The organism is Chitinophaga sp. CF118 (assembly GCF_900112615.1).
Classification (GTDB): domain Bacteria; phylum Bacteroidota; class Bacteroidia; order Chitinophagales; family Chitinophagaceae; genus Chitinophaga.
Genome location: NZ_FOMK01000007.1, coordinates 97,889 through 112,168, shown reverse-complemented (window position 1 = coordinate 112,168; position 14,280 = coordinate 97,889). Strand labels below are relative to the sequence as shown.

Sequence of the window (14,280 nt, the reverse complement as noted above, 5' to 3'; positions counted from 1 at the left end):
TGAATTCTTTTCGACTGCGATCGTAATTCAATAATACATCGATTATAATCCAACAGTACTAGAAACATTTCTATATTGCAGATTTCAGTTCGCCCTGCATCAAATTATTTTTTCCGGCCAGGATTTCCTGTAATTTTTCTAATTGTTCGGGCTCTCTTTTAAAAGGGGTGATGATCTGAAAAACCTGAGATGAAGATGTGTGGTCCAGATTGTATTTAACAAAACTGGCGCTTGTTCCCGAAGGCCCCAGATCGATATAAAAGCAAGTACTTTTCTTTTCAATATATTTAACCATCTTTGGGAAATCGGTGTATTTACTTATCACTTCCCAAAAATAATTCTCCGGTAGCGTGGTCAGCTCTTCACATTGTAATCCTGATACAAATCCAGTCGTTGGAACTGATAAGGATGGCATACCTGCCATATCGTAAATGGATCCGTTGCGCCCATTTTCTATCAGTGGGGAATGGAAAGGGTGATTGACCGGGAGGCGTAAAAAATCAATTCCCGGTTTCTCTAATTCGGATTGAAATGCATTCAGATTTTGAATTGATCCTGCCAGGGTAAAGTGACCATCAAAATTGTCCGATGCCAGAAAAAGGTTATGCTTGAGATAGAGATGCTCCAGAAACCCCGTTTTCCGGCTCATGACTGCCACCATTCCTCCCGTAGTATTATTTCTAACAATTGACTTAGCTTGTTCAATAGTCGCCTCAATAGCTGTTTCCGCAGTCCATACTCCACTCACTACTCCAGCTGCAAATTCACCAAGACTATTCCCTGTTACAAAATCAGCCCTGACACCCAGCCCCTGCATCACGCTGGCCATAGCGATTTCAACGGCAACAATAGCGGGATGCGTGATAAGCAGGTCATCAAATCTTTGTTGTTTCGTACCATACAATTCATCGATCAATGATCGATGCAACCATCGCTGAACTATTCTATCACTTTGCTCCAGGCTATTTTTGAAAAGAGCATTCTGCTCAAATAGCTTTTGTCCCATGCCTCTGTACTGACTTCCCTGACCTGAGAACAAGAATACAATTTTGATATTAGTATCCATGATTTTTCAATCAACGGTGAAATGTAAATACTTTTGAAAAGCTTCTTTCCGATTCGTTTTTTCCTGTTTAAAAATCACTTGCTCTTCTTTTGGCCAATATCGTTGACGTTGGAAATAAATAGAAGGCCCTGTAAATGGTAATTGTACCCGGTTGGCATCCGGAATGCCGGCATTACTTAGTAGTACATGAGCATTACTGCCCCCGAGGCCAAAAGCACTAACGCCTGCCCTCCTTATTCCGTCCACCCCATTCCAATGCTGCAATTGTGTTACAGGATATACTGGCGAATTAGCAAAATCAAATCGCGGGTTTGGTTTTTCACAATGAAGTGTAGGTGGAAGTTGTCCGGCCGTTATTGAAAGTAATGTTTTGATAACACCGGCAATACCTGCAGCGGATAGTAAATGTCCTATATTACTCTTTACACTGCCCACACCGCAAGTTCCTTTTCCCCGGCCATCAGTTTCCAGCAACCGGGTAATGGCTTTCAATTCTATCGGATCTCCTATCAGGGTACCTGTACCATGTGTTTCAATATAACTTATGGTGGAAGTATCAATTCCTGCTTTGATAACGGCATCCTTCATAAGGGAAAGCTGGGCCTCCGGATTGGGCGTAGTGATTCCCATCGTATTGCCGTCATTGTTAGCCGCTGTTCCTTCAATTACACCGTATACTTTATCGCCGGAGGCTATAGCGTCCTCCAGCCGTTTGAGTACGAGAACGCCACATCCTTCACCCAGTCCGATGCCATTGGCTCTTTCGTCAAAAGTTCTGCACTTTCCATCGGGAGACAATACCTCTGCTGTACTAAGTGTAATAAATGATTTTTCATCAAGGAGTATATCCACACCTCCTGCCAGGGCAAGTTCTGTTTCCCCTGTAAGCAACCCTCTTACAGCCAGGTCTATGGCGGTAATGGAGCTGCTGCAGGCAGTATCTATTACCATATTAGGTCCCTTCAGGTTATAGATATGCGCCAGGTGTGCAGTGATAAAGTTCTGCCCCACTCCTACAATTACATCTTTGTGGTTCTTACTTATCTTATCTGAAAAATTGCTGGCCCGGCTTCCTGCATATACACCAATTCGTTTTCCCCACAAGTCCTCTTTTGCGTATCCCGAGTCTGCTATAGCCTCGGCACTTACTTCCAGCCATTGCCGTTCCAATGGATCTATGAAACTGGCTAACGACGGATTTATTCCGAAATAAGCCGGGTCAAAGTCTTCTATCCGGTTCAGAAATGCGCCCCATTTACTAATACTCTTGCCGTTTGTTTTACCTTCGGCATCATAGTGATCCTCAATAGCCCAACGACTTTCAGGAACCTCCCTGATGCTGTCTTTGCCCTGTTTCAGGTTCTCCCAATACGCTGATAGGTTATCTGCATCCGGAAAATGACAGGCCATTCCAATAACAGCAATCCGGGTATTATCAGGTTTTCTTTGATCAGGTATATTCCGCCTGGTTTCGCTTTCCGTATTACTGATTGATTGTTTTGTATAACTCCGGGGCTCTCTTTCTGCAGATACTAGGTCATCTGATTTATTTAAAAGCCCGGATAACTCTTTGGAATAATGTTCTTTTAAATAGTCACTCAACAGTCTGATAGTGGGGTTCTCTAAAATCACTGTGGGGGATATACGTACATCCGCTATTTTAGTTTCCAATCGTTTAACCAATAGTGACAGAGTAATAGAATCTACGCCATACTCCTGCAATGCTGTGTCCATATCCAGGTCTTGCGCCTGCATTCCCAGCACGTTACTTACCAGTTCTTTTAGCCAGTCACCGGCATCGGGCAGAACATTTGCCCTGACTGCGGAATACTCAGCCGGAATTCCTTTTCCCGGAATCATTAATAAAGTATCCTTATCAAATTTAGAGGGCTCATACACTGCCGGGAAAATAAGAGCCGGCAATCCTCTGTCGGATATAACAGCATCAAGGATCTCCAGGGCTTCCTTATTTGTGATTGATAACTGCCCCAAATCTTCATAAGCCCCTCCTTTCACCTCACCCATTCCTGTTTCTTTCCAGCTAGGCCATTGAATACTTGTATAGTTATACCCTTGGGATCGCTGATACACAGCAAAATGATCCATATAACTATTAGCCATGGCATAATCGCTAAAGCCAGCGGCCAACATTGGTACGAGGGCCGATATAGAAGAGAAGAGGATTGCAAATTCAGTCGCCTGTTCCCGGAGAGCCTCGTGCAGATTGTTCAGTCCCGCCACCTTGGGCATTTGTAAATTTGCAATATTTTGTACCGTTTTATTGATAAAGACAGCATCCTCTGTATCTATGTAACCCGCACAATGCAGTAATCCTTTAATTGGTCCCCACAGCTTTTGCACATCATCCAGAGACGCCTTTAATCTTTCTTTATCCAATAGCGGGGTGTTTAATACTATTACATCGGCCCCTGCCTGCTCAAGGAAAAGAATGTCGCTGATTTTTCTGCCCAAGGGGCTGTCTTCTGTTCTCATCGATTCCCAACTTTCCCGGGTAGGGAGTTCATCTTTTCCCAGAAGAATTAGTTTGGTAACATTATGCTTTAGCACGAGATGTTTGGCACAGGTCATACCAATGCCTCTGGTGCCTCCGGTAATCAATACCGGGTAAGTGATAGAAAAGGCTGCCGGTTTTCTTAAGATGATGGATTTCAATACCGGATGATGCCAGCTGCCTTGAAGGTTTTTGAGGTTTGTGTATTGATTCTGGCTATTATAAGCATCTATTATTAACTTACCCTGTTCTTTCTCCTGTAACCCTCTGTTGATGTGAATATGAAGACTGTCAACCTTGGAATATTCTGCCTGAAGCATATGATACAATCCAAATCGTTCAGCTCCTTTTAAGTTTTCAACGTCAGATGTTCCGTTACTAACTATCAATAATTTCAAAGGCAGGCTTTCCGACTTTTCGATCAATTTCTGGATCAAACCAATCCATTCATAACGGATGCCTGCTTCATTCTCCAGTGCACTGAGATCTATTAAACCAGCTACATCTTTTAAATATCCAGGATATTCTATTCCCGGAGAAACTACAGTGATTGTATCAAATGCCCTTTCTAATTCCTTTATTAAACCAATACTGGAGCCATCACTCAAAACCAACACTTTACCAGGACGGCTTCTATTTTCTTTTAGCGTAATCGGTTGCCAACCTTCAGTGAAAACTACAGATTCTCTTTCCGTCAATAAGCTTATATTTTTTTGGGGTGCAGGTAATGTGATTGCGGACGATAGAGGTATCCAATACCGCTCCCTTGCAAACGGATACATCGGTAAGCTGATCTTATTGGGTTTCTGATCCGGGTAAAGCAAAGTCCAGTCAAGGCTTATGCCTTTTACCCATAGCCTGGCTAAAGATTTGCTTTCTTTGTGCTTGATAGCCATTTCAATGTACCCTTTGCCAGCTTCTCCTTCCAGCAGAAAGTCGGATTTGTCTTTTTTAATATTGCCTGTAATGAGATGATTGGTTTCCCCTTCGAGGTAACTTGTGAGTTGCGTTGTTAGTTCTTCCTTGTCTTTTGCTACCAATGCCAGTCGCTCGTCCATAAACTCCCTGTTTGTCTGTAACGTGTATGCTATATCGTGAAGGTTTACTCCCGGGTCCGATTGCAGGTAATTCTTAAGATTACCTGCAATCGCTTTAAGTCTGTCTTTGTCCCTGGCTGATAAGAGTATGATAACTGGTGATGAGCTGCTATATGCGGTTATGTCCTTTGATTGATATTCTTCTATCACAACGTGCGCATTATTTCCTGTCATGCCAAAGGAGCTCACGCCGGCTATTAATGGTTTATCAGATTTCCAGGGCTCATTACTTCTATTGATTATGAAAGGAGAACCGTCTATTTTGATATACGGATTCAGCTCCTCAAAATTAGGCATCGCAGGAATGGTCCTGTGTTTCATCATAAGCAGCACCTTGATCACACTTGTTAACCCTGCCGCGGCTTCCAAATGGCCTGCATGAGCCTTGGTAGAGCCGATGGTGCAAAAGCCTTCTTTATCAGTATATTGCTTAAAGGCGCGTTTTAATGCATTGATCTCAATGGGATCTCCCAGCCCTGTACCAGTGCCGTGGGCCTCTAAATAACTGATGCTTTCCGGGTTTATGCCTGCTGCATTCCAGGCATCGATTAATAACCTCGTTTGAAGTTCAGGTCGCGGAGAAGTAGGATTATTGGATTTCCCCACATGATTGATTGCACTGCCTTTGATAATGCCATGAATTTTGTTACCATCTGCTATCGCTTTGGATAATGGTTTGATCAATATGGAAACAACTCCTTCTCCAGGTACATAGCCATCTGCTTTTTTATCAAATGTGTGACATCTTCCTGTTGGTGACAATGCCTGCATTCTTGAAAAATAAACGTAATGCAGGGGACTTAACAGAACATTCAATCCTCCTATAACTGCTGTATCTATTTCTCCGTTACGGATTGCCTGGCACCCCAGGTGTAAAGCTGTAAGCGATGACGCACAGGCATTATCCAGTGGTACAGAGGCTCCCTGTAAATCAAAATGATAAGAAACACTGGCAGATAAACCGGACATAATACTGCTGGTATGCTGGTAATCACTAATAGATGTTTGTGCCCGCACTATCTCATCCCAATATTCATGAAAACAACTTCCCACGTATACGCCGGTACGGCTTCCTTTTATTTCATTTACCACACCTGCATCTTCAAATGTGTGGTAAGTTGACTGCAGTAACAACCTTAACTGGGGATCCATCCATGTTGCCTGTAGTGGTGCAATACCAAAGAACAGCGGATCAAACTTGTCTATGTCTTTGAGAAAACCTCCCCATTTGCTGTACGTCTTATTAGCAGCTTCCCGGTTTTCGTCAAACCACGGTTTATAATCCCAGTGACCCTCCGGGATTTCTGTGACCAAATCTCTGCCAGCCTGAATGTGATCCCAAAACTCTGTTAAATCGGCAGATTGAGGAAGATAGCCACTCATTCCTATAATGGCGATGTCCTCCATCCTGGACTGTTCCACTTTCCTGGATATTTCCTCATGTTTGAATACTGCCTTTTCCGGGGTAGAACTTTTTTGTTCAACCGGTAGAGGTTTCCCTGCTTCCGGAATTATTTCCTGTAATATTTCTCCATTGTTCTTCCCAAATTTCTCTGCTAATTTCCCTGCATGATCGCTATTAAAATAACCTACTAAATCCTCTATATTCTGATATTCAAAAAAGAGTGTGGGATATAATTCTATGTCCAACTCCTTTTCTATTTGTTGAGATATGCCAATCATCTGGCCGGAATTCAGGCCCATATCCATGAAATTTTGCGCTACTGAAATCTCTGTTTGAGGTTTGCGCAAAACCTCTCCAATTTTATTTTGTAGGTATGAAGTAATCTGCATATCATGGTTTGCTGGTGAGGAGATGGGTTTTGAAGTTTTTTCGCCAAACAGGCTCGCCGGGTCAGGTACTGATTTAGTTGTAAAGCCTGGCATATGAACGACTGTGGCGCCATCCGGGTTTAATATCTTAATATTAAATTCGGCTATCTGAGCATTACTTTTAACAGGTGAAATATAACAGTAGTAATCCTGCAAAATGAAACCGGAGGAATCACCCATAACTTCCACTGCTTTTATCATAAGTGGCGGCCAGTGATTATTAACTGACTTTTCGATATCCCGGTGCAGACACAATGTACTGGCTACGTGGGCTCCATCCAATAGTGCAGGATGAATGGTAAAAGTTTGTGTATGCTTCAATTGCTCATCACTTACCCGAAGCGACGCCAGCAAATCTCCGTTTGGCAGATACCAGACTTTTTGAACAGTCCTTAAAGTGGATCCATAACAGGACTGATCCCTATGAACATAAAATTGTTCTGCCTCCAGTTCTTTAACGCTATCTTTTTTTAGTTTAGCAACATCCATTTTATCTTCGGTTGCTAAGAATTGATTCAACTCACACGTAGAGGATATGTTTACTTTCCCGTCTATTTCATATTCAACGCTAACACGATTAGATGCCGGATCTGTGATACTCTTTAACTGGGCTATTTCTCCTGGTACCAGCACCAGTGGATTAGAGAATAATACCTTTTCAAGTCTCAATGCCTTTCCGGGATATTGTCTAAATCCAGTGTCAATACTCATGGCCAGGTGTGCTACTCCCATCAGGACTTGTTTGCCAAAAAGCTGGTGGTCCCGCATTAACGGTTCATCATAAATAATCTTTTCTTTTATTGGACTTTCTTCTTTTAGTGGGTTATTATTTTCTGTTCCCAGCCAATATGAATTATTGGACAACCTTTCTACCGGGAGAGCTGCCCTTTTTATTAATGTGTTGCCGGCTGCTGGTTTTTCTATCACCATATGGCAATTAGTTCCCCCGAATCCAAAACTGGATATGGCAGCTATTTTCTTGTCTGCATTCCATTCCCTGAGCTTTGTATTAGGATAAAAGGGAGATTCCTCAAACTTAAACCGGGGATGCAGGCTTTCACAATGCAAGGTGGGTGCCAGTTGATTATGTTCCATTTGCAGCAGGATTTTTATCAACCCTGTTACGCCTGCTGCCATCATCGTATGACCAAGATTGCTCTTAACGGAGCCTATGGCACAGTATTGCTTATTAGCAGTACTTGCTCTATATACTTCTGTGGCCGCTTTAATTTCTATCGGATCGCCTAACAAGGTGCCGGTGCCATGCGCTTCATAATAAGTGATCTCTTCAGGTGATATTCCAGCCTTTTCCAGTGTCTCTTTGATCACTTCTTTTTGCCCTTCCTTATTGGGCACGGTCAATCCCATCGTTTGCCCGTCATTGTTAACCGAGGATCCTGTAACGATACCAATTATCCGGTCCCCGTCTGCCAGGGCCTGATCGTAATCTTTCAGCATAAGAAGGCCTGCACCTTCTCCCATCACAAACCCGGCTGCCCGTTCATCGAAAACATAACATCTTCCATCCCTGGATAATACTTCGGCCTGGCTAAATCCTATATGACCGAATACATCCACCATGATCGATACGCCTCCTGCTATGGCCATCGTTGTTTTTCCATTCAGGATATCATCACAGGCCTGATGAATAGCTACCAGCGAACTGGAACAAGCTGTATCAATCACCTGGCTGGTTCCTTTCAGATCATAAAAGTCAGAAACCCTCGCCGCAATCATATTGCTGATGCTATTCACAACTGTATGCTGGTGAGTTCCTGCCGGCAGGAGATGATAATTATTGCGGAGGTAATTGTTATCCTTTGCGCCAATGTATACACCGGTTTTTGTATTCGCCAACTCCTCTTTCCTATACCCGGCATGGGATAACAAATCCCTGCTAAGTTCCAGTATGATCCGCTGTTGGGGATCTATCGCTATGGCTTCTTCATCACTTATCTTAAAATAACGGGCATCAAACAATCCCGGAGTTTTTAAGAATCCTCCTTTTGTGGTGTAGGTTTTGCCAGGAGTTGTGTTTGCCGAATAATAATTTGAGGCATCCCATCTGTTTGTCGGTGTTTCGCTGATCAGATCTTTCCCCAATCGTAAATTCTGCCAATACTCATCAAGATTATCTGATTCCGGTAGTTTGCAAGACATGCCAATAATAGCCACTTTCCCACTATTCTTCGAACTTCTTCCAAAGCGGGGACGCTCTGGTCGTATTTGTATGGCAGGCGCTATATTGTTTTCGTTGTCCTTAATTGGTGTGGACTCTTTTAACGTTAGTGATTTTTCTTCTTCCAGGTATCCTGCCAGTAAGGATATGGTGGGATAACTTACAATAGCGGTAGGCTCCATGGCTATTTCAAACCTTGCTTCCAGCATATTGAGGATCTTCATCATCATTATAGAGTCTACCCCATATTCCGAAAAATCAGTTTCAGTGTCCAGATTTTCTTTGCTCAGCTTAAGTAGAGCGGAACACATTTCTATCAATATTGCCTCTATTGCAGATTTACTGTTGCCTGTATCTTTTAAAGGCGCTTTCTGTTGTGTTTTTTCGCCTTTATTGAGTAGTACTCTGGATATTTTTTCTCCTGATCCAAAGGCTACTATTCCCTGGCTAATGGTGCTGCCAAGTAACGCTTCAAATGCTTTGATCCCTTCTTCTGCAGGCAATGGCAGCATACCCCACTGCGTTTCCAGGTATTGGGCAGATGCCGGATCTACCTGCATACCTCCCTCCTTCCATAGCGGCCAGTTAATACTAAGCGTTTTGCCTTGCCTTTTCCCTCTTATCCTTAGTTCCTCGCGATGATGGGCATAGTTATCCAGGTAAGCATTGGCGGAGGCATAATCGGCCTGACCTGTATTGCCCAATATGCCCGATATGGATGAGAAGAATACCATAAAATCCAGTGCTTCTTCTTTTGTGGCCTCATCCAGATTCCTGACACCCGCTATTTTGGGAGAGAATACTTCCGTGACTTCTACGGCTGTCTTTTTGATGATAAAACTATCGCGGATAACTCCTGCGCTATGAATAATCCCATCCAGTTTCTGGTATTTTTCTTTGATCGTTTTAATTAAAGAAAACACTTCGTCTTTATTGCTTACATCACAGCGGTAGTATATTGCACCAGGTATTTCTAAGATCGATTCTTTGAGCTCACTTCTTCCGGTGAGGATGAGCTTCGTGTTTTTGGTTTTACTGATGTGCTCCGCAAAAATTCTTCCTAAGCCCCCTGCGCCGCCTGTTATTAAATATACTCCACCTTCTTTGATGCTCATGTTTATTATGCCTGAAACAGATTGTAAAGTTTTGACTTCTCTGTTTCCACCACTATATCTCACTTCTGTCTCCATTGTTCGCTGCTCAGATTCGAGGATCTTAGTAAGCTCTTCCAGATCACGGACAGATAAACTTTCCACAACTATGATTTTCCCTGTTATTTTTGGGTTTTCCCGCGTAGCTGTCTTTAACAATCCAGATACAAAACCATAGTCTATATAGTCTGCACTTTGGCAAACTACCATTATGTTCGCAGGCTCTTTCGTTTTTAATTTTTCTTTTACTGTTTCCAGCAAGTTCATAAAACAGGCTTCCGTCGTTTCCTGGTTAATAGCCCTTACTTCTACCTGCAATGTTTCAGTGAGTTTATCGGCCAAGCCTGAAGGGGCGCCTGCTAAAAGTACAAGTTGGGTAGCGTTTGTTTCCTCATGACTGCTCGTTACCTGTTCCGACAATTGCCAGCTGTTACTATATAAATGAGCAAATGTCTTTTTTGAAAGGCTATCCAAAGGCAACATAACAAAGTCTCTAAAACTGAGTAACACCTCTCCATTATTATTAAGCAGATCAATATCATAACTGACTACTTTACCGTTTGCTTTATTGTTCTTGCTTTTTCTTGCATAACACCAGATCGTCTTTGGCAGGTCCTGGTATATATTGACTTCCCTTACGCTAAAGGGAAGTGACAGGACTTGATCACCTTTCGCAAAACCCAGGCCTATGCAGGTTTGCAAAGCGCTATCCAGTATGCCAGGGTTCAGTATATAACCATCTTCATTGGGTAAACTGATCCTGGACAAGGCTTCTTCTTCACTGTAATAAAGCTTTTCTATCCCGCGGAAACTCTTTCCGTAATCAAGGCCCATTGCTTTAAATAAGCTGTAACAGGTTTCATGCTCCTTTGTATGGAATAGCCTTTGCCGTATTGCCTCCGGATTCTGGCGTTCTGGTGCCTGTTGCATTTTTGTACTGAGTTTTCCCTGGCTGCTCACCTGCTCCTGCCCGCCATTCTCTCTATAAACCTCGTAACCTACTTCTTCCCCGGATGAATAAAGGCAGATGCTTACTTTTTCAGGTATTTCGTTTACTCGTATCGGACTTAGCCAGGTTACATCTTTCAACCAGTTGATCTTTTCCCCTGTTGACCGGGCTCCGGCTTCCCTGGCTAATTCCAGATAGGCAACGCCGGGCAGCACCTTTTCTTCCCGCACTTTGTGATCGGACAGGAAAGATTCACTGCCAGTGTATATACTGGTATATTTTTGCTCTTTTAAAGTAGAACTGTTGTAATGTAATAGTGGATGTAACCGGCTGCTATCATCATGTTTTTCCCGCGTTTCCATTTCGGGTATCCAATACCGTTCCCTGGCAAATGGATAAGTTGGTAAGCTGATCCTATCGGGTATATTATCAGGGTAGAGCAAAGACCAATCGAATGTTGCACCATAACACCAGTATTTTGCAATATTTTGTAGCTGTTTTGTATTCAGCCATTCTTTTATTATTGCCCGATCCTGACGGAAGATCTCAATTGATTTTATATCTCTCTTTATATTTCCCGTGTAGAGATGCAAAGAAGATTCGTTAATATATTCGCTAAGGCTGCTTTTTAATTCATTTAAATCCTGGTATACGACGGCTAAACGCTCTTCCATCTCTTCTCTTGTAGTTTGCATGGTATAAGACAGAGAGGATGGATTTATATCCGCTTTTTTTCCGATGTACTCCACAATCAACCTTACATAATCCTTTAATCTTTCACTATTCCTGGCAGACAATACAAAAAGGTAAGGACCTGCATTTTCTCCTGCATTTTTTTTCTCCTTATAAAATGATTCTAATACTACATGTCCATTGGCACCTCCTATTCCAAAGCTGCTTACTCCTGCTCTTAATGATTCATCAGGAAGTACTGGCTGCCAGGGCCCGGGCTCGTTTTGAATATGAAAGGGGCTACCTTCTAATTCTATCTTAGTATTTAGGTTCTTAAAGTTTATAGTCGGTGGCAGTTGCCTGTGTTCCATTGACAGTAAAACTTTCATTATGCCTGCCATACCTGAAGCCGCTTCTAAATGGCCAACATTCGTTTTTATGGAACCTAGCCCGCACCAGGGTGCCGGCAATGATTTATTGCCAGGCATATCTGCCCGTAAGTTTTTAAATGCCGCCGTTAATCCGGCTACTTCTATAGGGTCTCCCAGGCTGGTGCCTGTACCATGAACTTCTATGTAATTGACGGTAGTAATATCTATTTCTGCCTTCTTATAAGCGTCTTCTACTAATTGGCGTTGCTTTTCCGGGTTGGGAACGGTCAAACCTCCGGATTGTCCTCCATGGTTAACCGCTGTGCTTTTAATGATTCCATGAATATAATCTCCATCTTCTATTGCCTTTGTCAATGGTTTCAGGAATAACAGAACCGAACCTTCAGCTCTTACATATCCATTCGCCTTATCGTCAAAAGTCTGGCATTTACCATCCACACTTAGCATATTAGAGTGATGATAAGCTAAGCTCCTTGAGGAATGGCACATCAAATGAATAGCCCCTGCTATGGCCTGGGTGCAGTCACCAGACCTTATGGCATTCACGGCTTCATGAAGGGCTACTAATGACGAAGAGCAAGCCGTATCTATCTGAAGGCTTGGTCCGTTAAAATCAAAGAAGTAGGATATTCTATTGGCCATTAAGGCAGGAGAAGTACCTGTACCTGTTAGGGTTTCCTGTCCCGTTTGTTCTCTTAATAATAACTCATAATCGCTACCGCTGGCACCGATGTAGACTCCTGTTTTACTCCCTCTTACTGCAGATGCTTTGTATCCTGCTTCTTCTAATAATTCCCAGGTAAGCTCCAGTAGTAATCTTTGCTGAGGGTCCATCAATTCTGCCTCCCGGGGAGAGATCCTGAAAAAAGAAGCGTCAAACTTGTCAATATCTTTCAGGTAGCCGCCGCGATCGATTCCTTTGTCAGTAGTATTCAGGCGGAGCCATTCAGGCCAGGTCCATCTTTCTTTAGGCCGTTCTCCTATAGCCGATTTTCCTGTTATCAGCATTTCCCAGAGTTCCTCCTTATTAGCTGCCCCAGGCATGCGAAAGGAGGTGCCGATGATGGCGATAGCATCCGGATCTGGCGGATTTGTGTTTTTAACCCGTTTCGTTGTGGAAGAACTCTTTTCTTCTTCAATAGCCTGTCCCGACCCTTGCAGTACATAATCTACGATATCCTTTACCGTGGATAGACCATAAAACCTGCTGGGATTACTTTGTATCCCGAAGGTGTTGCTTAAATGTTCGGAAAGCTCCATAAATATGACCGACTCTAATCCAAGAAGCCGTAAATCCGTCACCTCCGTCATATGTTCTACTCCCACCATAGAGGAGAGGAAATCAAGGATCGACTTAGTTATATTTTCGCGGTTATGTCCTGTATTTTCCCCTACTTCCTTTTGGTGTGGTAACGGGGAAGGAAGAGAATTAACCTTGTTTTTTATCGATTCAGAAAGTTCCTTAATAGTGAAGATTTTACCGATTAAGTGACCATCCCCCTTACGATAAAGTGAGGAAACTAATTCAATTTTATTCTCACCAACAAACTGACAACTATCAAGATTATAGATTAATTCGTCTTCAGCGTTGGCATTGCCAAAATAAAAAATATCGCGTGCTATGCAGGAGGCATTATACGCCCAGTCTTCCATTTTTTCATTGGCTTTATTCAGCTCATGGAAATAGGGTCGTTCACATTTATCACATATCTTGGAAAAAGAAGCAAAATAGAGTAGTCCCACACCATTTACGTCATCAACGGGTTCAATTTTATAGTCGCGGGTATATATTGTTTTCGAATCCAGCGGGAAGGACGTTCCTGCCAGGTCGATGCGTATGTCTTTAAATTTATCAGTAGGCGTAGATAATTCCGATTTGGTTCTGATATATTCCTTTGCAAATTTCGGAAGCTCACTGTATGCATTGATTTTATTGGAGTCGGACGCCAATGGTGTTCCTATTTTAAGCTCCTTATTATCACCTCCTTTTAGTGTAGAAAAAACGGACATTAAGGATGCCTTTATTTTTTTATCGGAACAGGTGACCTCAGTGTCACTGAAGAACATTTTACTCCCATAGCGCGACAATTCGCCATTCAGGGATATATCCTGGTTTTCTTTGAAAGAAAATAAACTAGCATTGCTCTCCCAGCGCAAACGTACAAAACTTGCATAGAGCCTTTCTCCATTGCCATTCACCAGATCGCCCGATTTCACTCCTAAGCCCTCGGCAATCATTGCCCAATGCATATCCCCCAACTCCTTCAATAACCAGTTTTCGGACATCCCACCCCAATGCATCTGGGGCAGATTCAATGCGTAACCTCTGTTACAGAGAGTTTTTCCGGATATTTCCTGTGCTCTTTCCATGGGTTATTGTTTTTAAAGACAATCTTGATTCCAATAGTACATAGATTAGAAAATTGCTG

2 protein-coding genes are annotated in these 14,280 nt (G+C 42.8%); both read right to left on the bottom strand.

Annotated features, from left to right (window positions below; translation table 11 throughout):
- Positions 1-70: 70 nt before the first annotated feature.
- Positions 71-1,066: an acyltransferase domain-containing protein gene (locus tag BM176_RS23690; protein WP_090106825.1), complete on the bottom strand. Its 996-nt coding sequence runs from the start codon at positions 1,064-1,066 to the stop codon at positions 71-73.
- Positions 1,067-1,072: 6 nt separating this feature from the next.
- Positions 1,073-14,221 (bottom strand): SDR family NAD(P)-dependent oxidoreductase, encoded by a 13,149-nt coding sequence (locus tag BM176_RS23685; RefSeq protein WP_090106824.1) that lies wholly within the window; start codon positions 14,219-14,221, stop codon positions 1,073-1,075.
- Positions 14,222-14,280 lie beyond the last annotated feature (59 nt).

Coding starts and splice junctions, on each gene's coding strand:
- BM176_RS23690 (WP_090106825.1), bottom strand. CDS start 1,066: ATGGATACTAATATCAAAATTGTATTCTTGTTCTCAGGTCAGGGAAGT.
- BM176_RS23685 (WP_090106824.1), bottom strand. CDS start 14,221: ATGGAAAGAGCACAGGAAATATCCGGAAAAACTCTCTGTAACAGAGGT.